17 protein-coding genes and 2 other annotated features are annotated in these 21,347 nt (G+C 53.3%); all 17 genes read right to left on the bottom strand.

Annotation, left to right across the window (positions count from 1 at the left end; genetic code table 11):
• Positions 1–118: 118 nt before the first annotated feature.
• On the bottom strand, positions 119–883 hold the full coding sequence (locus tag BQ7364_RS08765) for a class I SAM-dependent methyltransferase (RefSeq protein ID WP_072684369.1): 765 nt from the start codon (positions 881–883) through the stop codon (positions 119–121).
• 42 nt (positions 884–925) lie between these two features.
• Positions 926–2,362: a beta-Ala-His dipeptidase gene (gene pepD / locus BQ7364_RS08760; RefSeq protein WP_072684368.1), complete on the bottom strand. Its 1,437-nt coding sequence runs from the start codon at positions 2,360–2,362 to the stop codon at positions 926–928.
• Between the two features lie 151 nt (positions 2,363–2,513).
• Positions 2,514–3,476: a YajG family lipoprotein gene (locus tag BQ7364_RS08755; RefSeq protein ID WP_072684367.1), complete on the bottom strand. Its 963-nt coding sequence runs from the start codon at positions 3,474–3,476 to the stop codon at positions 2,514–2,516.
• Positions 3,473–5,215, bottom strand: coding sequence for a threonine--tRNA ligase (thrS, locus tag BQ7364_RS08750; RefSeq protein ID WP_229056834.1), 1,743 nt, complete (start codon positions 5,213–5,215; stop codon positions 3,473–3,475). Before thrS ends, BQ7364_RS08755 begins: the two co-directional genes overlap by 4 nt.
• Positions 5,216–5,260: 45 nt before the next feature.
• Positions 5,261–5,467: a binding site (T-box leader), on the bottom strand.
• 75 nt (positions 5,468–5,542) lie between these two features.
• Entirely contained in the window at positions 5,543–6,283 is a 741-nt protein-coding gene (locus tag BQ7364_RS08745; RefSeq protein WP_139248605.1) for a hypothetical protein, read from the bottom strand.
• 74 nt (positions 6,284–6,357) lie between these two features.
• Positions 6,358–6,867, bottom strand: coding sequence for a hypothetical protein (locus BQ7364_RS08740; protein ID WP_072684365.1), 510 nt, complete (start codon positions 6,865–6,867; stop codon positions 6,358–6,360).
• A gap of 65 nt (positions 6,868–6,932) precedes the next feature.
• Entirely contained in the window at positions 6,933–7,718 is a 786-nt protein-coding gene (locus BQ7364_RS08735; protein WP_072684364.1) for an aspartate dehydrogenase domain-containing protein, read from the bottom strand.
• Positions 7,719–7,815: 97 nt separating this feature from the next.
• The gene (locus tag BQ7364_RS08730; protein ID WP_072684363.1) at positions 7,816–8,646 is read right to left on the bottom strand and encodes an SDR family oxidoreductase; all 831 of its coding nucleotides are present in this window, start codon (positions 8,644–8,646) and stop codon (positions 7,816–7,818) included.
• Positions 8,647–8,826: 180 nt separating this feature from the next.
• The gene (gene ppdK, locus BQ7364_RS08725) at positions 8,827–11,460 is read right to left on the bottom strand and encodes a pyruvate, phosphate dikinase (RefSeq protein ID WP_006059200.1); all 2,634 of its coding nucleotides are present in this window, start codon (positions 11,458–11,460) and stop codon (positions 8,827–8,829) included.
• A 208-nt stretch (positions 11,461–11,668) separates the two neighbouring features.
• Positions 11,669–12,622, bottom strand: coding sequence for an alpha/beta hydrolase (locus BQ7364_RS08720; RefSeq protein WP_072684362.1), 954 nt, complete (start codon positions 12,620–12,622; stop codon positions 11,669–11,671).
• Positions 12,623–12,716: 94 nt separating this feature from the next.
• Entirely contained in the window at positions 12,717–13,262 is a 546-nt protein-coding gene (locus BQ7364_RS08715) for a dihydrofolate reductase family protein (protein ID WP_072684361.1), read from the bottom strand.
• Between the two features lie 273 nt (positions 13,263–13,535).
• Positions 13,536–14,939, bottom strand: a complete 1,404-nt coding sequence (locus BQ7364_RS08710) for an acetate--CoA ligase family protein (RefSeq protein ID WP_072684360.1) — start codon at positions 14,937–14,939, stop codon at positions 13,536–13,538.
• Complete coding sequence (locus BQ7364_RS08705) at positions 14,936–16,159, bottom strand: AsnC family transcriptional regulator (RefSeq protein ID WP_072684359.1); 1,224 nt, start codon at positions 16,157–16,159, stop codon at positions 14,936–14,938. The genes BQ7364_RS08710 and BQ7364_RS08705 overlap by 4 nt, the downstream gene beginning before the upstream one ends.
• Before the next feature lie 54 nt (positions 16,160–16,213).
• Complete coding sequence (locus tag BQ7364_RS17760; protein ID WP_139248604.1) at positions 16,214–16,546, bottom strand: hypothetical protein; 333 nt, start codon at positions 16,544–16,546, stop codon at positions 16,214–16,216.
• 111 nt (positions 16,547–16,657) lie between these two features.
• Positions 16,658–19,267 (bottom strand): valine--tRNA ligase, encoded by a 2,610-nt coding sequence (locus BQ7364_RS08700; protein WP_072684358.1) that lies wholly within the window; start codon positions 19,265–19,267, stop codon positions 16,658–16,660.
• A gap of 55 nt (positions 19,268–19,322) precedes the next feature.
• Positions 19,323–19,531 (bottom strand) — a binding site (T-box leader).
• A gap of 136 nt (positions 19,532–19,667) precedes the next feature.
• Positions 19,668–20,324, bottom strand: a complete 657-nt coding sequence (locus BQ7364_RS08695) for a DJ-1/PfpI family protein (RefSeq protein ID WP_072684357.1) — start codon at positions 20,322–20,324, stop codon at positions 19,668–19,670.
• Between the two features lie 193 nt (positions 20,325–20,517).
• The gene (locus BQ7364_RS08690) at positions 20,518–21,300 is read right to left on the bottom strand and encodes a LysM peptidoglycan-binding domain-containing protein (RefSeq protein WP_072684356.1); all 783 of its coding nucleotides are present in this window, start codon (positions 21,298–21,300) and stop codon (positions 20,518–20,520) included.
• Positions 21,301–21,347 lie beyond the last annotated feature (47 nt).

Raw genomic sequence — 21,347 nt, 5'->3', positions numbered from 1 at the left:
TTATTATATCATCAGTCTGAATGAAAACGCTATCTTTATTTCCCATTTTTCGTCCTTTCCCGACCTTGCGGATCAATGCACAAAAAAGGCGGTCAGCTCCGCCCTTTTGCGATATTTTTCACACTTTATCCAGCCTGAAAACAACATGATTGCTCGCGCCCAGCATCGCCGGCTTCTCGCACATCGCCCAGTGAAACGCAAGCCATTGCTGAAACTGTTCGGCGCTCAGCGCATTCACTTTGTCCGCCAGCAGCTCGGCCATGCCGTCCGCGGCGAAAACCTGAGCCGGTTTCCAGCCGAGCGTAGCCAGCCAGCGGCGAACCTGATCCAGCGTCAGAAAAACAAACGGGAGATCCGCCACCTTAAACGTGCTGCGGTCATACCGGCCGTTGTCCAGAAAATCCGGATTGTAGACCATCGCTTCCGTTATGAACACCATATCGTTATTGATAAAAGCGAAGAATACGGATCCGCCGGGTTTCAGCACGCGCAGCACCTGTTCAAGACAGCGTGTCCGCTGCGCTTCATGCTCAAGATGATAGAGCGGTCCCAAACACAGGACGACGTCGAACGAAGCGGCTTCCAGCATCGTCAGATCGAGCGCGTTGCCTTCCAGGATCGTCAGATCCATGGCCGGCCGGCGTTTCGCCTTCATGAGCGCACAGTGCTTTTTCACCGGTTCCACCGCGGTGACCGCATAGCCCTCCTGGGCATAAGCCAGACTGTAGGCTCCGCTTCCAGCCCCCACATCCAGAATCCGCATTCCCGGTTTCAGCACTTTCGCAATCTGCATTCTCGTCGTCAACAGTTCAATGCTGCGGGCCGGCGTCGCGGTTAAGCGATGTTCCTCGTCAAAATAATCGTAAATCAGATCCAGCTCCATACGCGTCCCCCCTGCCAAGCAAAAACTAATCAGAATAAAGCATTAATCTTCCAGGCTTGCCAACAGCTCGCAAAGCAGGTCGTATGTCCGTTTAAACGACGCCAGGTTCAGCTTTTCCTGCGGCGTATGCGCACCGCTGGCTTCCGGTACGATCGTCACGATATCAATCCCCGGAATCATTTCACAGAACACGCCGCATTCCGTGCCGCCATGGCCGGCTTCCGTTTTTAATTCCTTCCCGGTTTTCTGTTGAACCAGGGCCGCCAGCTTCTGCCGCATCGCGCTCTTTTCACAATAATCCCATGCTGGATAGCCGTTAGCAAAGCTGCAGGTCCAGCCATACAATCCCGACAGAATCGTCAGTTCATCGCTCATTTTTTCAATCCAGCTCTTTTGCGCTGAACGCATCGAGATCGTGACGATCAGACTGGATCCGCGCCGCTTGATCGAGGCCAGATTTTCCGAAGCCCAGGTCAGGCCCGGAATTGCCATGCTTTTGGCACGCAGACCGCTTGGCAGGACGGTGATGAAATTGATGAACGCTTTCGAATCCTGTGCGGAGTAAACCGCGCTGATCGTGGAATCGGCTTCCAATGTAATGGCAACATCCGGATCACTGGCCTTCAGCTCCGCCTTTACCTGTTCCGCTACCTGCTCGACGCACTTCTGAACCTTGCGCGAATCCTGGCTGGCGAACCGAATCCAGCAATCGCGCGGAATCGCGTTGTCCTTATTGCCGCCATCCCAATCCGCGATCCAGACCTCCAGCTCGTTTTTGACCAGTTCCCGCAGACAGCGAACCGCGATTTTGTTCGCATTGCCCAGCTCTTTATCGATATTCGAACCGGAATGTCCGCCTTTCAGTCCGGAAACCGTCAATTTCCAGCCGCTGCCTTCAAAACTTTCCTGCGGCCGCACCATCGTCATCGTACAGACTAACCCGCCCGCGGTGGAAACTACGGTTTTATCTTCGCCGCCGCAGTCCATGTTGATCATCCGTTTCGCCGTAAAATAGTCTTTCTTTAACCCTTGCGCGCCATTCAGGCCGATCTCTTCCATCACTGTGAACACGCATTCCAGCGGCGGATGCGGTTTCTGATCCGCTTCCAGTAGCGCCAGCATCATCGCGACGCCCACGCCGTCGTCCGCCCCCAGCGTCGTGCCGCGGGCTTTCAGCCAGCCGTCTTCCACATAAGTATTCAACGCCTGCGTTTCAAAGTCAAAATCCACGCCCGCTTCCTTCTCGCAGACCATGTCCATATGCGCCTGCAGAATCACCGCGCCCGCCTTTTCCAGACCAGCGGTACCGGCTTTATAAATGATGACGTTGTTCATCTCATCCTGAATCCAGCGCAGGCCGTGATCCTTCGCAAATTGAACGAGCCAGTCGCTCAGCTGTTTTTCGTTGCGGGAACCGTGCGGGATCTTTGTCAGTTCGTTAAAGTAATAAAAAATCCGTTCGTTTAAGTCCATCGTCATTGGTGTACCACCCTTTCTCTGATTTCTATTATATCGCTTTGTTTCATTCGTTTTCAACACATTCTGAAAATTATTTCTTTTCTTAACGAAATTTTTACAATTCATAAAAAAAAGAAGGCCGGCTTGACCTTCTCTCAGTGAATCTCTTGTTTTATTCCGCCAGTATGCCCGCGAGTTCTGTAATCCCAAACAGCGTAAGGAAGGATTCCAGCTCGCTCTGAACTTCCCGTGCGTTAACGATGTTGAGATTCATCCGCGTCCATGTCTTAGCGATCACAGCGCCGCCAGGCACGCCCAGCGTCTGAGCACCCAGTGTTTCAATATCCGCTTCAACGATCGACGAATCCTGTTCCGCCTGATCCAGATAATCGCGCATCGACTGCAGCATGGTTTCAACGGCTGCTTTCTTTTCTTCCGGCAGATCCTGACGGACAAACAGCGCCGCCTGCGGATAGCCCTGGGTTCCGGTGGCCGTCTTCCATTGTTCCTGCAGATCCATGACGATCTTCAGCTCCTGACCGTTCTCCTTCGCCTTGGCGATCGTCGCCGTCGCCGCCGGTTCCGCCATCAGCGCTACGTCGGCTTTTCCCGCCAGCATAGCGCCCTGAACTTCCGCCACACTGGTATACCAGGTGATTTCCGGCGTAACCGGATTAGCCTGCAAAACGGTTTCCAGCACCTTGCCCGGCACCGCACCCTCGCCGAAGGCCGCAAAGACACCCGCGTTTTCCAAGGCCGCTTCATCCGCCGCGACCAGATACAGATTTCCCCAGGTTAAGACGCTTTCCATCCGGTAGGTTGTCTTGCCATTGGCGGCCAGCTTCGCACCCAGGTTGCTCGGCGCGACGATCACGTCATATTCCGGATTCGGATTGACGAACGCGGCCTGCAGCACATCCGTACCGTCGACAAGCGTCACATCCTGTCCCGCCTTCATCGGCGCGATCAAGGTCAGCGCCGGAGCTCCGGTCGGACCCAGGATCGACAAGGAAACCGGCGTGGTTTCCACAGTCGGCTCCGGCGATGTTTCCGGAGTTGCTTCGAGTGTTTTAGGATTGGCGGCGCACCCCGCCGTCAGCGCAAGAACGCTGAGAAAACAGAGCCATTTCTTCATACGCGCGCCTTCGTTTCAATTTCGTTGAGGATGCTTTCCAGCAATTCCTCTTTGCCGAGCGTCACAGAGTCTTTCTTGCCATACCGGCGAACCGTCGCCGTGTTGTTTTCAACCTCGCCGTCGCCGACGACAATCTGCATCGGAATCTTATGCGTCTGCGCTTCACGAACGCGATAGCCCAGCTTTTCGTTGCGGCCGTCGACCTTCACGCGCACGCCCTTGGCCAACAACATCGCTTCCAATTCTTTCGCATAGTCCAGATGCCGTTCATGATGCACCGGAACGATGACGACCTGCTGCGGCGCCAGCCACATCGGGAAAGCACCGGCGTAATGTTCGATCAGAATGCCGATAAAGCGCTCGATCGAGCCAAAGATAACGCGGTGCAGCATGATCGGACGTTTCTTGGAACCGTCCGCGTCGACATAAGTCAGATCGAAACGTTCCGGCAGATTCATATCCAGCTGGATTGTGCCGCACTGCCAGACCCGTCCCAGACTGTCCGTTAAATGGAAGTCCAGCTTCGGTCCGTAGAACGCGCCGTCGCCCGGATTAATCTTGCAGGCCTTGCCCGCCGCATGACACGCCGCTTCCAGCGCCGCCTCCGCTTTATCCCAGATTTCAATCGATCCGATATATTTCTTTTCCGGCCGCGTGGACAGCTCAATTTCATAACTTAAGCCGAACACCGAATACACGCGGTCGATGAAGTTGATCAGGCGAACGACTTCGCTCTCGATCTGATCCTCGCGCATGAAGATATGCGCATCATCCTGAGTGAACGTTCTGACGCGGAACAATCCGTTCAAGGCGCCGCTGGCTTCGTGACGGTGGACCTGTCCCAGCTCGCCGACGCGCAATGGCAGATCCTTATAGGAATGCAGGCCGTTTTTATACACAAGCATTCCGCCCGGACAGTTCATCGGCTTGATCGCGAACTCGCGGTCGTCGATCATCGTCGTATACATGTTTTCCTTGTAATTTGCCCAGTGTCCGCTCAGCTCCCACAATTCCTTGGAAAGCATGATCGGCGTCTTGATGAACTGATAGCCTTCCTTAGTGTGTTCTTCGTACCAGTAGTTTTCCAACACATTGCGCAGGATCATACCGTTCGGTAAAAAGAACGGGAACCCCGGGCCATACTCGCTCATCATAAACAGATCCAGCTCGCGGCCTAATTTCTTGTGATCGCGCTTCTTCGCTTCTTCCAGGAAATTCAGATAGTTCTGAACTTCCTCGTCGGTATCGAAGCAGATGCCGTAAACCCGCTGCAGCATCTTGTTGTTGGCATCGCCCTTCCAGTACGCGCCGCTGACTTTCAGCAGTTTGAAATGCTTCAGCTCCTTGACGCTCTCGACATGCGGGCCGCGGCACAGATCCGTGAAATCCCCCTGGGAGTAGCAGCTGATCACCGTATCGTCTTCGTCCATGTGCCCGATCAGATCGAGCTTGTACGGATCGTCCTTAAACATCTCCAGCGCTTCCGCTTTCGAGATTTCATGCCGGACAATACGCTTGCCATCCTTGGCGATCTTCTTCATTTCTTTTTCAATCTTCGCCAGATCTTCCTCATGCAGCACATCGTCGCCCAAGTCGATGTCGTAGTAAAAGCCGTCGGTAATGACCGGTCCAACCCAGAATTTTGCGTGCGGATACAGATGTTTGACAGCCTGCGCCAACAAATGCGCACAGCTGTGGTTGAGCACATGCAGATGCTCGTCTTCTTTAATGTTGATCATAGTTCCTTCCTCCTGTTTTTCCAAGACCACAAAAAAACGCCCTTGATTAAGGACGTTGTTCAACGCGGTACCACCTTATTTCCTGTTTCTTCCATGAAACAGGCACTCAAGCTCAATAACGATGAGAATCGTCGCTTTTTCAAAAGCGATACTCGCAGGCGGTAACCGTTTCCCTTTTCAGCTTCCTCGCACCTTCCGGAAACCTCTCTGATCCAAGTTCTGAAACGATCATGTCCTGGTCTTTGTATGTACCTCTTTTATACACCGGTTTTCCTGCCTTGTCAATGGAAATGAATTTTTTCCAGAAATTCAGAACGATGAACAGATTTAAGGCTGCACCCAGGTCGTTTGGTCGATCTGTGAAAAATCAACCTGGATATGCAGCTGATCCAGCGTCATCGACAAATCGCCGGAAAGCTCCTCCGTTCCGCCGCTGTCCAGCGTTAAGCGGACGGGTTCCCCGGTTTCCTCCTTTACCGCGAACCGAACAGTCAGCGTTTTTTGACTTTCGATCATCGCGGCAATCGGATCTTCCAGACCCCACTCTTTGAAATAAGCTGCGGCCGTAACTGCATCCAGCGTCAGACTGACCTCGGCACAGCGGACATTCCCGATCGTTTCCTGCATCGACCAGCGGCCGGCTTTCAAAACAGCCAGAATGGCTTTCCAATCCGGCAAGGCTGGTTCGGCCCCCGGCTGATCAACCCATTGTTTCTGATTCAGATCATATTTTTGCCAGCGGTCCTCTTGCCAGCGCCACTGAGCTTGAACATGCAGCGGAATCTGAAACACGCCGCTGCCGCCCTGCCAGCGCAAATCCAGATTGACTGCGGGTTCTTCCATCCGTCCCTGCAGCACACCCTGTCCGGCAACATGATAGGGCAGCCATAGATAGCGGTTGCCAGCCTTGCCTTCAGCCTCAATCGTGATGTCTGCGGTCACGGATTCCATCGTCGTCAGCGCCCGGCTCGTCTTGGCCAGAATCCACAGCTGATCCAGCCAGCCGCAAGCGCTCAGCATCGCCATCATCGCAAGCAATGCGACGATAAAGCTTCCTTTTCTGCGCATCGTCATCCCTGCCTTCTGCTTTCTGCTTTCTGCTTTCTGCTTTCATTATATCACGGGAAAGAAAAGGCAGAGTCTTATTGACCCTGCGTTGTGGAATTGCGGTATTGCGAATAGATTTCCTTCAGGTCTTCGATCATTTCCTTACTGTCGTAGATCAAAGCCGTATTGCCGTTGACATATGCATAGTATTCGGTTTCCTGACCGTTTGCGTTGACCTTCATCCGGCCGTTCTGACTCGCATAATTCAGCATTTTCTGACTTTCCTCGTTGGCCGGATCAAAACGATAAAGGTAATAGACCTGATCGTTGTATTGAAACGAGGTGCCTTCCAGCGCGTTGAAATCCGTGTTTTCAATCGGCGTCACCTGGTTGAAGGTGTAATTGTTATTCTGGAAGTGATCCAGAACATCCTGAATACTGGCAATCGGTTCCACCGTTTCCGTCGGTGTCATCGAGCTTTCCGGCGAGGCCGAAGGGGTCATCGACGGCGTGGGTGTGGCTGAATTGTTGTTTCTGCTGCAACCGCCCAAAATCAAAGCAAATCCCAAGCAGACCACAGCGTACCGCAGAATTGTTTTTTTCATCATTAATTCCTCCTGCCAGTATTCTCGGCGTTTTTTTCCGATTTATACCTGCCGGAAAGGAAAAACTACTGGAACTGAATCGGGGAAGCGATGTTGTTGAGCAAAGCCACAACGCTGTATCCGGCGATCGCGCTGGTGCGGGAATAGATCGCAATTCCCGCCTTGATTTCCTCACCTTCCACCCGGATCGTATGGGTATCACCGATAAAGCCCGGCGTACTTTCGATCTTCACACCGGTATGCTCCGGCCCGTTGGTGGCCAGCGACGTGGCAACGGCGACGTTCACCCGGCGGGGAAGCAAAGCGATCGCTTCCTTAGCAGTGCCTTCAAAAGCGGTCAGCGTCGTTTCGCTGGCCGCCATTTCTTCACGATAGACCGGCGTTGTACGCAGATACTGTGGTCCGGTCTCGGAAGTGATGGACGCTTCGATCGGACTCATCACAGCTGCCGTGCGCATTAAATCAAAGCCCCCGATCGCGCCGGAAGCGATATAAACCTTGCGGCCGGCCGCGCGCGCGACCGCCTGCACTTTTTCATAAAAATCAGCGTCCGCAAACGCCCCAATCGCCAGCGTGACGAAATCCGCTCCGCCTTGTAAAACCGCGATCGCATTGGCTTTCACCGCCTCGACGGAAGCGGCTTCCGCGACGATCTGCGGTTTCCACCTCAGCAGCTCTTCCAGTTGAGTTGTCCAGGCCACGCCGACCTCCGCCGCCAGGGCTTGAGCGGAGTCCGCCGTCCGGCTGAGAATGCCGACCAGCTCATATTCCGGCATCTTGCCGGCTTTCCAGGCCCGGGCCACAATGCTGCCCAGCTTGCCAGCCCCTAAAATCGCAAATTTTGTTTTCATGTTTTTCTCCTCTTCTCCGTACTGAAAAGCTGAAGCACGAAACGTCTTTTTCAGAACGCCGGCTCCAGCCTCACGCTGAAATCATCTTTATTGGTTGTTACTGAGCGCGATCTTCCTTCATCGCCTGCAGCGCGGCAACAGAACCGCCGTCATACAGAATATCGACGCCGGTCAGGTAGGAACATTCATCACTGACCATAAACGCCATCATCTTCGCGATTTCTTCCGGTTCGCCCATCCGGCCTAAAGCACCGCGCTCTGCGAAGGAAGCGGCTTCCTTGCCTTCAATTTCACCCATCGGTGTCTTAAAGGTACCCGGCGAAATTGAGACGATCCGAATTCCCTGCTTGCCAAACTTCACAGCCATCCGCGCAGTATACCAGAGAACAAAGTTTTTGGAAAGGGTATAGGCTGTCCCGGTCTGCTGCTCTGGCGGAACTTGGCTGAGCATCTGATTCACTGCCAGACGGAAGGCCTCCGCATCACTCAGACTCAGTTTATATATCTGTTTTGGCTCCTTATCCGCCGGAAGCATGTACGCCGACATGCTGGAAACATTGAGGATGCAGCTGCCTTCCGGCATGATTTTCACGAATTCCTCATCCATGTTCATCGTTCCGATCGCGTTGATCTCGAAGATTTTCTGCGCATCTGTCATATGCGGAGAAACGCCTGCGGCATGGATCAGCACTTTAACCTCACCCTGCTGCGCCGCATACGCCGCCAATTTTCTGACCGATTCGCGATGACTGGCATCAGCCGGGTAAGCCTCGGCGTCGATTCCCACATCACGCAGCTGTTTAACCGCATTCTCCAGTTTAGCCACCGTTCTTCCCATCAGAATGATTTTATGTTTCCGGCCTAAAATCTTCGCTGCTTCCAGACCCATGCCGCTGCCGCCGCCGCTGATCACACAAATACTTTTCATACTTCAATCACCTATCTTTCCTTGCTTTTATTATAAACGTTTTCTAAAGAGAAAGCGAACTCCCTGCCTTGTGTTTTTTCTTTTTTTCAAAGGACTGAATTTTTTGAACATCCCGTTTTTAATCTTCGAACGAGAAAAAGCAGGCCGTAAATCAGCCTGCCTTTTGAGCCTCTTTAAATTTTAGTGCTTATCGTTCTTAATCGCTGCCTGCGCTGCGGCCAAGCGGGCGATCGGAACACGGTACGGACTGCAGGAAACATAGTTCAGTCCAACGCGGTGACAGAATTCGATCGAACTTGGATCACCGCCATGTTCGCCACAGATGCCCAGCTTGATGTTCGGACGGGTCTTGCGGCCCAGCTCTGCCGCCATCGCGACCAGCTTGCCGACGCCATGCTGATCCAGACGGGCAAATGGGTCCTGCTCGTAAATTTTCTTGTCGTAATAATGCGACAGGAATCCGCCGGCGTCATCTCGCGAGAAGCCGAATGTCATCTGCGTTAAATCGTTGGTGCCGAAGCTGAAGAACTCTGCTTCCTCCGCGATCTCATCCGCTAACAGAGCAGCCCGCGGAATTTCGATCATCGTGCCGACCATGTATTTCATTTCAATACCGGAAGCGCTGATGATTTCATCCGCAACCTTGGTAACGATATTCTTGACATATTTCAGCTCGTTGACGTCGCCAACCAGCGGAATCATGATTTCCGGCGTAATGTGATAATCCGGATGCTTGCGGTTGACGTTAATCGCCGCTTCAATGACTGCGCGTGTCTGCATTTCTGCGATTTCCGGATAGGAGATCGCCAGACGACAGCCGCGGTGACCCATCATCGGGTTGAACTCATGGAGCGAAGTAATGATGCTCTTGAGGTCGTCGATATTCAGGTTCATGTCCTGAGCCAGCGTCGCGATGTCATACGAGGAAGTCGGCAGGAATTCATGTAAAGGCGGATCCAGATAACGGATCGTAACCGGGCGGCCTTCCATCGCCTCATAGATGCCTTCAAAGTCGGAACGCTGCATCGGCAGCAGTTTTGCCAAAGCGGCGCGGCGCTGTTCTTCCGTGGAGGAAACAATCATTTCCCGCATTGCTTTAATGCGGTTGGAATCAAAGAACATGTGTTCTGTTCTGACTAAGCCAATGCCCTGAGCGCCGAAAGCGACAGCCTGCTTCGCATCCTTCGGCGTGTCGGCGTTCGTTCTGACCTGCAGCACGCGGCGTTCATCCGCCCATTTCATAAATGTTTCGAAATCGCCGGAGATCTGTGCAGGAACTGTTTTCACGGCTTCGCCGTAAACGTTGCCAGTCGAACCGTCTAACGAAATCCAGTCGCCCTCTTTATAGGTGTGGCCGCCGACAGTAAAGGTTTTTTCTTCTTCATGGATGTCGATTTCACCGCAGCCGGAGACACAGCAGCGTCCCATGCCGCGCGCGACAACCGCCGCATGCGAGGTCATGCCGCCGCGAACAGTCAGGATCCCCTGAGCGACGTTCATGCCTTCGATGTCTTCCGGCGAGGTTTCCAGACGAACCAGCACGACTTTTTTGCCCTTGTTGGCTTCCGTAATCGCGTCTTCCGCACTGAAGACAACCTGACCACAGGCCGCTCCCGGCGAAGCCGGCAGGCCGCTGGCAATCAGATGCGCCTGTTTCAATTCAGCCGGATCAAACTGCGGGTGCAGCAAGGCGTCCAACGCCTTCGGTTCGACCATCATCAGCGCTTCGTCTTTCGTAATCAGGCCTTCCGCCACCATATCGCAGGCAATCTTTAACGCCGCAGCCGCGGTACGCTTGCCGTTTCGGGTCTGAAGCATGAACAGCTTGCCGTTTTCAATCGTGAATTCCATGTCCTGCATATCGCGGTAATGCTTTTCCAGCTTGCCGCAGATCTCCACGAAGCTGTTGTATGCATCCGGCATAACTTCTTTTAATTCGTCGATCGTCTGCGGTGTACGGATTCCCGCAACGACGTCCTCGCCCTGCGCGTTCATTAAGAATTCGCCGAACAGTTTATTTTCGCCGGTTGCCGGGTTACGCGTAAACGCGACGCCGGTGCCGCAGGTGTTGCCCATGTTGCCGAACACCATCATCTGGACGTTGACGGCCGTTCCCCAGGAACCCGGGATATCGTTCATTTTGCGGTAGTAAATCGCACGCGGATTATTCCAGGAACGGAATACCGCTTCAACGGCGCGGATCATCTGTTCTTTCGGATCCTGCGGGAAGTCCTCGTTCAGGTTTTCCTTGTAGAATTCCTTGAAACGCGCAGTCATTTCCTTCATATCGTCCGCATCCAGTTCCGTATCGAGCTTAACGCCCTTACGGTCCTTGAGTTCGTCGATAATCACTTCAAACTTGCTTTTCGGCAAGCCCATGACGACGTCCGAGAACATCTGAATGAAACGCCGGTAACTATCATAAGCAAAGCGCGGATTCTCCGTCTTTGCCGCGATCGTTTCGACGACTTCGTCGTTGATGCCCAGGTTCAGGATCGTATCCATCATACCCGGCATGGAAGCGCGGGCGCCCGAACGAACGGAAACCAACAGCGGGTTTTCCTTATCGCCCATCTTCTTGCCTGTCATTTCTTCCAGCGTTTTCAGATTGCGGTTAATTTCCTCCGTAATCTCCGGCGCAATTTTTTCTCCATCTTCATAGTAACGCGTGCAGACTTCCGTCGTAACGGTAAAGCCCTGCGGAACAGGCATGCCCAAATTGGTCATTTCTGCCAGATTTGCCCCTTTTCCGCCGAGCAGCTCGCGCATTTTACCATTTCCTTCAGAGAAAAGATAAACATATTTTTCGCTCATTGTTCCTCCTTATAGGCGTATTTTCCAGCCAACTTTCATAGACTTATTATAGCGGAAGTGACCAGGAATTTCCATAGTTTTTGTAAACGTTTACATATATTTGGTCTAACCAGATTCCCTCAAAATGACAAAAAAGCCTTTCAGAACTGGTCTGTTAGGCTTTTTTCAGATTTAAACTTTTTTTCAAATTTGAGGGTCGCCTGCCTGCTTAATGCAGGAAACGGCGGATGAAACGGAACAGCCGCTCGTCATAATGCGGACTGCGGCAGGCTTCGCAATGCCCGGCTGACGGCACGGTGTACAGCTCTTTTTCGCTGGCGCACTCGTAATAGTTCTCAAACACCATGTCATAGGGGACAAAATCGTCCTCTTCGCCATGGATAAACAACATCGGAACACGGCACTGCCGCAGCTGTTCCACCGCGCTGGCTTCCCAAACAGAGTAGCCGCAGCGCATTTTGATCAAGGTCGACAGCCCGATCAGAACCGGCTGAGTCGCGATTCCAAACGCACTGCGCACCTGCTTTTCCGCAATCGCCGGGACGCTGGTATAGCCGCAGTCCTCAATCGCACAGACGACTTGATCGCTGAGATCTTCTTCGCCGCAGGCCATCATCACCGCAGACGCGCCCATCGACAGGCCGAACAAGACGATCTGGCTGGCGGGATGCTCGCTTGCGATGCGGTCCGTCCAGGCGATCAGGTCGCGCCGGTCATTCCAGCCCATGCCGACATAATCTCCCTCACTTAACCCATGCCCGCGCAGATCCGGCAGGAGCACGTTAAAGCCGGCTTCGTCAAACGTTTTCGCTCTTGGCAAAAGCGCCAGACTGTCCGCGCCATAGCCATGCGCCATCACGATCCACTTGTCGCTGTCGGGATGGTTGAGAATCTGAGTTGCGTGCAGCCGCAGCCCGTCAAAAGAAGTCAGCGTCAGATCCAGCACCTGGCTGGCCGCAAACCAGCTCTGCACCGCTTCCTGACGCTGCCGGCGTTCCGCCCGCTGTTCTTCAGTCAGCGCGTCTTCCTGCGGACCCATCGCAAAGAATTTCGGACCGCGGCGGATAAACCGGTTATACGCCAGTTCGCAGACGCCGTAATAGCTGGCAGCCGCGCCTGCGGCGGCGCCGGCCGCAATCATCAATTTCGTTTTTGTTTTCATGGTTATCACCCGTTCCTATTATACCATGACTTCCGATCGCCTGCCTCATCTTTTACTATCCCCATTCCGACAGTTCGCGGATTTTGTCACTTCCTTAAAGCGCACTGCGGCGGCGATAGCGCATCACCACGACACCGTCGTCAATCCAGAACTGTTCCAGATGCAGCATGATCGGCGCGAAGCCTTCATGAAATAACCGCCGCCCCTGCCCCAGCAGAATCGGAATGATCCCGACGATGTATTCGTCGATGGCGTCGGCCCGAATAAACGGATCCACTATGCCAGCTCCGCCGAATAGCCAGATATCCTTGCCCGGCTGTTTTTTCAGCGCCAGCACCGAAGCGACCAGATCCCCGCTGATCCACCGGGCTGGCGGCTCTAATGTCAGCGGCTTGGAGGAGGCGACCCAGAATTGCTTGGTTTGCGGCTCTGCGACAAAGTCCAGCCCACAGTCCTCATAGGCTTTGCGTCCCATCACGATCACGTCAACCTGCCTGGCGAAGGCTTCGATGTCGTAATGAGGAACTGTGTCCAGCCGACGGTCTCCCTGACCGCTGATCCAGGCAAAACCGCCCTCCGGATCACAGATATAACCATCCAAACTCATCGCCAGATTTAAAATAATTTTTCTTTCCGCCATGCTTTTTCCTTTCTGATAAGCGCCTTCGCTTATCCTCTTTTCTCAGTTCTCTCTTTTTATCCTTATCTCTGTCTTCTGTCTTCTGTCTTCTGTCTTCTGTCTTCTGTCTTTAGCTTAACCGATTTTCTGTCTTTGCGCGATCAAATCACAGAAAAACCGCGGCATTTCAGCTTTTATTCTGAAATGCCGCGGCTCTTTCATCCTTTATCATTTATTAAAAACTTTCAAGAAAAGAAGCGCTGGATCTCAAACTTTTCGCTTTACCCTTTTCATTTATTTTTTCTGCATCTGACTATAGCGATATAACGCCACCATCGCGTTAACCGCCTGTTCCGCTGTCGAATACGCCGGGATACCGTGATCGCGCAGCTTCATGATCGCCCGCTGGCATTCCTCTCCGCCCTGGCATTCCATGATAAACGGTTTGCCTAAGCGGCGGTAACGGTCGTGGACTTCGATCACAACGTCGACGACCGCATCGACGTTAGTCACCGCAGTCGGACAGATCGAGCCAAGAATTCCGTCGACTGCGGGATCGCGCATCGCCTGCATGAAGGCGCCTTTGTACTGCGTTGGCGAAGCGGTGCCGGAAATATCGACCGGATTGAGCGGCGAGCCGAACATCGGCATGTACGCGCGAATGCGCCCGGCCAGACTCGGCGAAATTTCCTTTAATTCTTTCAGCGGCAGACCGCAGCGGTCAAAGTGGTCGCAGCTCAGAAGGCCGGAACCGCCGCCGTTGGTAATCATCACGACGTTTTCGCCGCGCAGTGCCGGTTGGGTTCCAAGCGCCAGCGAAACATCGAGAAACTCCTGCCATGTCGTCGCCCGCAGCGCTCCGGCCTGAGCGAAGACCTCATCATAATATGCATCATCTTTCACGTTTTCGCTGGCCGTGTGGGCAAACGCCGCTTTCACGCCGATCGGACTGCGTCCGACCTTGATCGCGACGACCGGCTTGGCCACCGACTGACAGGCTTCAATAAACGCCTCCGGGCTGTCCAGCCCTTCCATATAGACGGCGATGCACTTCGTGTTGTCGTCCTTGCCGGCATAGGCGATAAATTCGCTGAAATCGACGTCAGCCTTATTGCCTAACCCGACGAAGAAGCTCATGCCGTAGTGATCCTTCTGCGAGGTGCCTAACGCCGCCAACAGGTTGGCGCCGGATTGAGAAATCATCGCTACCGGTCCCAGCGTTGGCAGATAGGGGATAAAGCCGCAGTTGAAATTCAGCGCCGGCGATCCCATGCCGACTAAGTTCGGTCCGATCAACGGCAGCTCGTTGGCCCGGCAATATTCTGTCAGCTCATCCTGCAGCTCGCCGCGGCCGATCTCCTTAAAGGCGCTGGTCGCGATCACAACGATTTTTACTTCCTTGGCTACGCAGTCTTCCAGAATCGATTTGACCAGATGCGCCGGCACCGCGATGAACGCCAGATCAACCGGCTCCTCAATCTCCCGCAGGGTCGGATAAGCTTTTAAGCCCGCAACCTTCTCCGCGCGCGGATTCACCGGGTAAATTTTTCCCTGATAGCCCCATTTCTGTAAGCCGTCGATAACCTTATGGCCAACCTTGCCCGGACAGCGGCTGGCGCCGATCACCGCGATGCTGGATGGGTTTAAAGCATATTGCAGCCGATCGACAACATACCCGCGGATCGCATTGGTCTTCATCGTTCTTCACCGCCTTTCTCCTGCCATTCCCCCGCCGGTTCGATCGGCAAGCTCGTGCGGTCCTGCAGGAAATCATCAGTAAAAATACATTCCTCCCACATATCCGCGTCTTTATCCAGCCGCGCCGTCCAACGGCGGAACTGCCGCGGACTGTCAGCTTCCCAGATTTCTTCGATCTCGGCGTAACCGTCTAACATTGTGCGCAAGGCGTCCAGATCTGTCAGCTGCGTATAAGCGCTCACCAGAATGTCGTAAATACCATCAGAGAACTCGAAGATATTGTTGAATTCCGGACACCGGGTCAGCTCATCGACAATTTGTTCCTTGCGGCAGCTGGTCACATTCTGGAACAAGCGGATCAGATAACAGTGCATGTTCAGCCCCAGCGCCTGATAATTAAAATAGAACATCGGCACGACATAGCGCTGATGATCGACGATCCAGCCCAGATCCTTCTTCATCGCCGCCGGATCCAGACCGGACAGCTGGCCGAGCACCTCGTAATCAAAGAAATCTTCGATCGAGGTCACATTGTTCAGAATGTCGATGATCGCAAAGTCCGTAGCGTCCATCTCGTTCTGACTGTTTAAAAAGTTGGCTTTCTGCGCGTCCGACCACAGATAGCGGCGGTAATCCGCTTTCGGAGCGTCCCACAAATTGACGTGGGATTCGCGGACGTCGCGGCGGATCGGACAGAGATGAATGGATTCGACCCAGCGGTTGCGCCGGATCGGTTCGATCACGCCGCAAAGCAGATTGTCCAGCACACGCATGTGATTGCCGCAGAAGAAATCGAAATCACCTTCCGTTAAATAACCGGTGCAGATCTCGTCCTTATTCTGAATCCATTCCGCCAACTGCGTCTTTGCCTGCGGCGGGCAGTCCTCTTTCATTTTCACAATCCAGTAATACAACCCAAAACCCAGAGCGGAAACGGAAGAATTCTTCACAAACATGATCAACCGGCGATCGACCATACGTTTCAGTCGGGCTGCGATCTCACTTTCCGCCACGCCGGTCTTCTCCGCCACAAGTTTTAAGTTAAAAACCTCCGGATGCACCTGATAAAACGATTTGGCCACGTTGAACGCTGAGAATTCCTTCGCGTCCATTCCAAGCACACCGGGTTCTTTGAACCCGATGCCGCGCGGGGCAAACGTGTACTCCTGCATCCATTGCTGCTGCTCATCCGTACCTAAAAGATATTGTTTCTCCGTCATCGAATACCACCTCATTTCAATGTATGCTGAAAGTCTTTCGACTTTGACGGAATCTCAATCTGCTTTCTTGTAAGCGCTATCATTTATTTTATTGTAGTCTTCTCCTCGCCAAAAGACAAGCGCCGGTGACAGCGAAGCCCATGACGATAACGACACTTGCCGCATTTTGTCTAGCCCCGGGCGTAAAACTTTCTGAAAGATTTTAGAAAGCCTGTTTTTGTTTTCCGTCTTATGTTCTCGATGGCGTCTGCGGATCATGCCTGCTTTCAGCGCGTGTTTCTGCCGCAGATCCTGCCTCCCTTCAGATTGATCTGTTTTCTTCCATTTTTGATTTAGGCAAGAAACATCCGGCCTTTCTTTGTGCCCCTTGCGGTGAACATCGCTCAACGTGCTGCCGATGCCGATGCTTTTGAAATCGGTCGCTCCACAAGAAAACCCGGTCCATTGGACCGGGTGATCGTTAATTCTGTCTGGAAGATGAAATTCCTTTGACGGCGTTTATTTCTCAATTTCCTGCAAGCGGGTCTGGACGATTTCCAGCTGCTGCTTATAGGTTTCCAGCTTTTTACGTTCCGCTTCGACTTTCTCAGCCGGAGCCTTGGCGACAAAGCGTTCATTGGAAAGCATGCCTTCCGCACGCTTGATTTCAGCGTTCAGATGCTCGGCTTCTTTTTTCAGTTTGGCTTTTTCTTCTTCCAGATCGACAACGTCGCTCATCGGAATACATACAGATCCACCTAAAATCGGACGAATGAGCATTTCCCCGTCCAGCTCCGCTTTCCAGCTGGCCTTGCACATCTTCTCATAAATCGAAGCAATCGGAGCGTCGACAGCGACCGGCTGGTTCTGCGCATTCCGGATCGTCATCGCCAGCGGCGCGGACGGCTTCAGATTGTAATCGACACGGACCTGACGGATCGTCTTGATAACGGAGATCAACTGATCAACTTCCTCGTTATGGCTTAAGTCCAGGCCTTCCACCGGCGCCGGCCAGGCCGCCAGGCAGCATGCTTTTTCATCATGCGGCAGGACGCTGTAAATTTCTTCGGTGACAAACGGCATGAACGGATGAAGCAGACGGATGATCGCGCGCAGGCAGACGATCAGCGTCGACTGGGTCGCCCGCTTAACCTGGGCATCCTCGCTGTTCAATCCAGCTTTGCTTAATTCGATATACCAACTGCAGAAATCATCCCAGATAAAGCTGTACAGCTCGTTGCCGACCAGCGCGAACTCATACTTGTCCATGTTGGCGGTCACCGAGGCAATCGTTTCATTCAACCGGTTGAGAATCCAGGTGTCGGTGATCGACAGTGTGCTGAGGTCAATGTCCGCGAGCGTGAAATCCTCCGGCATATTCATCATGACGAAACGGGACGCATTCCAGATCTTGTTGATGAAGTTCCAGGACGCTTCCAGCTTTTCCTCAATGTAGCGCATATCCTGACCCGGGGTGGAATTGGTCGTCAGGAAGAAGCGCAGGCTGTCGACGCCGTGCTTGGCGATGACGTCCATCGGATCGACGCCGTTGCCCAGCGATTTCGACATTTTGCGGCCCTGAGCGTCGCGGATCAGGCCGTGGATCAGAACATCCTTAAACGGCCGGGACTTTGTGAAGTAGCGGGCCTGGAACGCCATCCGGGCGACCCAGAAGAAAATGATATCATAGCCCGTGACCAGCACGTCATTGGGATAATAACGTTCCAGATCCGGCGTTTTATCCGGCCAGCCCAGCGTCGAGAAGGGCCATAATGCGCTGGAGAACCAGGTGTCCAGAACATCCTCATCCTGATTCCAGTTCTCAAGATCCTGCGGCGCTTCCGTGCCGACGTAAATCTCGCCGGTTTCCTTATGGTACCAGGCCGGGATCCGGTGGCCCCACCACAGCTGGCGGGAGATGCACCAGTCCTCAATGTTTTCCAGCCACTGCGTGAAGGTCTTTTCAAAGCGCGGCGGGTAGAAGTTGATCTTTTCCTCAGCCAATTCCTGATGCTTCAGAACGTCCTCCGCCAGCGGCTTCATGCGGACAAACCACTGCTTGGAAAGCATCGGTTCGACGATGACGTCGGTCCGTTCGGAATAGCCGACCTGATGGATATGTTTTTCGATGTTGATCAAATTGCCTTCCTGACGGATTTTTTCCGTCAGCTGTTTGCGGCATTCAAAGCGGTCCATGCCTTCAAACTCGCCGCAGCGCTCGTTCATCGTCGCGTCCGGATTCATGCAGATGATCCGCGGCAGATGGTGGCGTTCTGCGATCGCGAAGTCGTTTGGATCGTGGGCCGGCGTACATTTCATCGCGCCGGTTCCGAATTCGATGTCGATGTAGTCGTCGCCGATGATCGGCAGTTCATCCCCATTTGCCGGATTGACGGCGTGCAGGCCGATCAGATGCTTAAACCGTTCATCGTCCGGATGCACAACGACGCAGACGTCGCCGAACATTGTTTCCGGCCGGGTCGTCGCAACCTGGAAGCAGTCGCCGGTTTCAACGACCTTGTAGTTGAACGTATACATCGCGCCTTCGGTTTCCTTATGGATAACCTCGATGTTGCTCAGCGCCGTCTTGGCCGCCGGATCCCAGTTGATGATCCGCTCGCCCTGATAGATCAGGCCGTCGTTGTAGTAGTCGACAAAAACCTTGGCGACGGCTTTGCTTAAGCCTTCGTCCAGTGTAAAACGCTCGCGGGTGTAGTCCAGCGACAGCCCCATCTTCGCCCACTGCTGACGAATATGCCCAGCATATTCTTCCTTCCAGTCCCAAGCCCGTTCCAGAAATTTCTCACGGCCCAGATCATAGCGGGAAACGCCTTCTTTTTTCAGGCGCTCATCCACCTTCGCCTGCGTTGCGATGCCGGCGTGGTCCATGCCCGGAACCCACAGCATGTCGTAGCCCTGCATCCGCTTGTAACGGGCGATGATATCCTGCAGCGTCGTATCCCAGGCATGCCCCAGGTGCAGCTTGCCGGTGACATTCGGCGGCGGGATCACGATACAGAACGGATCCTTGCTTTTGTCGCCGGCTGTAAAATAGCCTTCTTTGATCCAGTTGTCATAGCCCTGCTCCACATCCAGATGGTTATATTTCGGGGCCAGTTCCTTTTTCATCAGTTCTTCCTCCTGTTTTTTTATTTTCCTTCGTTGAACAAAAAAAGCGCCCTGCAACAAGGACGCTTGACGCGCGGTACCACCTTACTTCATCTTTGATCAAAGATGCGCTTTCACCAGTAACGACGGCATTCGGATTTTCCTACTTAAAATTCAGAAAATCAACTTCCGGACGACTGTTCACTGCTTCTTCTGACTCCCTTGCACCTTCCGGGAGCTCTCTGATTTCCCAAAGCCGCTACTTCTTCCGTTCAACGTAGATGGCTTTATTATAGGCATTGGATCTCCGCTTGTCAATCGAATTTCAACGAATTCCGACATCTCCGGAAAGGAAAAAAAGCTAGAATACATCGAAAAAGCAAACCAACGAAGTGATAGACGAAAAGTTCAGCCGCGCTTCTTAAAAAAACTGCGGACATTCCCGTTTCAGCATCGCCAGCGCGTTTTTCCAATACGTTTTTTCAACCTCCGATTCCATCGTGAAGTTCAGCTTATCCCTAGTCCAGTTTTCAGCCAGCGGACCGAAAGGTTCCGCCGGCACTTCGAAGCCCAGTTTCTCCATCACCGCTAAGGCAAACTCACGGAACGCCCCGCCGAAAGCCGTCATGATGTTGCCCTCTACGACGATCGGCTCAAAGCGGAAATTTTCTTTTTCCATAAACGGCAGATCGTCCAGCACTTCCTGATAAAATCCACCGCAGTAACAAATCCCATTTAACAACCCCGCCGCCGCTAATAACACCGGGGACACGGAGATCGCGGCAATCAAAATATCCGGCCGCTCCTTGAACCGGGCTAAAAAGTCCAGCTGGCGCTGATCCTTTAACACTTCCGGAAATTCGCTGATTCCCGGAAGAATCAGGCAGTCGATCTCGTCAAGGTTGACTTCATCGTAGCTGAACTCCGGCAGCACGGTAAAGCCTTCTTCCGTTTTCACCGGTTGATGATCCGCCGCGCAGACGATCATCGGTTTGCCCAATCCGACTAACCAATCGGTCAGGCAGCTGATCTCCTGCATGCAAAACGCCCGGTAGATCATGACCGCTGTTTTTTTCATTCAATACCCCTCCCTTACCTTGTTTACTTCACTGTATCTGAATTTCAGCTGAATCGCAAGCTATTTCCTTCTTTTCGTTCTTGTTAAAAAGACAGATAACTCCGGTTTTGTTCTGATATTACTCAAATCCAGAAAAAAAGGACTGTGTCCAGTCCTCCTTACAACCATGATTGACAGCTTGCAGATTGGCCACTTACAGCGGCAGCAGGATCAGCGTCTTTTCCTCCAGCGGCTTGTTGTGATTGACGGCGATCAACTGCTTTTCATTCACCCCGTAGCGTTGGGCAATCGAAGCATAGGTATCGTTGATCTGTGCCAGCATGTACCGGCTGGTCACGATGACATTCTCCGCGTCGTCAAACAAATCTTCGATTTCTCCGACGTCCTCGTTGACGGCCGCTTCCGCCGGATCGTTCGTTTCTTCGTCCATGACCGTATTTTCTTTGACAGCCGGCCCTTCCGCAGCCAGCGCTTTTTCCTCCTGCACAGATGCCGCAGCCGGAAGGATCGGTGCTGCAGCGGCAGCCGGCTCTTCAGTGACCGACGGAGTCAGCGCTGTGGGTTCCGCCGCTGGCTGTGTAATCTCCGGCAGCGGGGTTGGCTCCGACTCTCGTTTCTCCGGCTGAGTTTCCAGAATTGCGGTTGCCCTTTCCTCTTTCATGCCGTATACATTCAGATAGATTGTCACAATCATCCCGCGGGCTTCGATCCGGGCGTCGTAATGATGCAGCCGGATCCGGAATTGTGACGGTTCCTGCAGCTTATCCAAGGGCGCCAGAACGTCCAGCGTGATTTCTTCGTTCAGCGGATAAGCGCCCTGTTCATCGGCCGCCTGCCCCTTGACCCATAAGGAGCCTAAAGCCCGGATCCCGTCGGCTTCAGTATGATATTGAATCTCGTTGGTGATCTGGCATTGCAGAATTTGATCGACCGGACGGCTGAGCTCCAGTCGTTTCTCAATTTTCATTGGTTTCATCTATGGTTCCTCCCCAGCATTCCTGCTTCAATTTCAGTGTATGCCAA

Origin of the sequence: Holdemania sp. Marseille-P2844 (genome assembly GCF_900120005.1) — a bacterium.
In the GTDB taxonomy this organism is placed as follows: Bacteria; Bacillota_I; Bacilli_A; order Erysipelotrichales; family Erysipelotrichaceae; genus Holdemania.
The sequence above is the reverse complement of the archived record's forward strand: the minus strand, read 5'-3'. Positions and strand labels throughout refer to the sequence as shown.

Bases quoted from the DNA above. Each gene is read 5' to 3' on its own strand.
- BQ7364_RS08715 (WP_072684361.1), bottom strand. From the start codon at position 13,262: ATGGCGGAAAGAAAAATTATTTTAAATCTGGCGATGAGTTTGGATGGT.
- BQ7364_RS08720 (WP_072684362.1), bottom strand. From the start codon at position 12,622: ATGAAAACAAAAACGAAATTGATGATTGCGGCCGGCGCCGCCGCAGGC.
- BQ7364_RS08730 (WP_072684363.1), bottom strand. From the start codon at position 8,646: ATGAAAAGTATTTGTGTGATCAGCGGCGGCGGCAGCGGCATGGGTCTG.
- BQ7364_RS08710 (WP_072684360.1), bottom strand. From the start codon at position 14,939: ATGAAGACCAATGCGATCCGCGGGTATGTTGTCGATCGGCTGCAATAT.
- BQ7364_RS08700 (WP_072684358.1), bottom strand. From the start codon at position 19,267: ATGAAAAAGGAACTGGCCCCGAAATATAACCATCTGGATGTGGAGCAG.
- BQ7364_RS08690 (WP_072684356.1), bottom strand. From the start codon at position 21,300: ATGAAACCAATGAAAATTGAGAAACGACTGGAGCTCAGCCGTCCGGTC.
- BQ7364_RS08745 (WP_139248605.1), bottom strand. From the start codon at position 6,283: ATGCGCAGAAAAGGAAGCTTTATCGTCGCATTGCTTGCGATGATGGCG.
- BQ7364_RS08695 (WP_072684357.1), bottom strand. From the start codon at position 20,324: ATGAAAAAAACAGCGGTCATGATCTACCGGGCGTTTTGCATGCAGGAG.
- thrS (WP_229056834.1), bottom strand. From the start codon at position 5,215: ATGATCAACATTAAAGAAGACGAGCATCTGCATGTGCTCAACCACAGC.
- pepD (WP_072684368.1), bottom strand. From the start codon at position 2,362: ATGACGATGGACTTAAACGAACGGATTTTTTATTACTTTAACGAACTG.
- BQ7364_RS08740 (WP_072684365.1), bottom strand. From the start codon at position 6,867: ATGAAAAAAACAATTCTGCGGTACGCTGTGGTCTGCTTGGGATTTGCT.
- ppdK (WP_006059200.1), bottom strand. From the start codon at position 11,460: ATGAGCGAAAAATATGTTTATCTTTTCTCTGAAGGAAATGGTAAAATG.
- BQ7364_RS08755 (WP_072684367.1), bottom strand. From the start codon at position 3,476: ATGAAGAAATGGCTCTGTTTTCTCAGCGTTCTTGCGCTGACGGCGGGG.
- BQ7364_RS08735 (WP_072684364.1), bottom strand. From the start codon at position 7,718: ATGAAAACAAAATTTGCGATTTTAGGGGCTGGCAAGCTGGGCAGCATT.
- BQ7364_RS08705 (WP_072684359.1), bottom strand. From the start codon at position 16,159: ATGACGGAGAAACAATATCTTTTAGGTACGGATGAGCAGCAGCAATGG.
- BQ7364_RS08765 (WP_072684369.1), bottom strand. From the start codon at position 883: ATGGAGCTGGATCTGATTTACGATTATTTTGACGAGGAACATCGCTTA.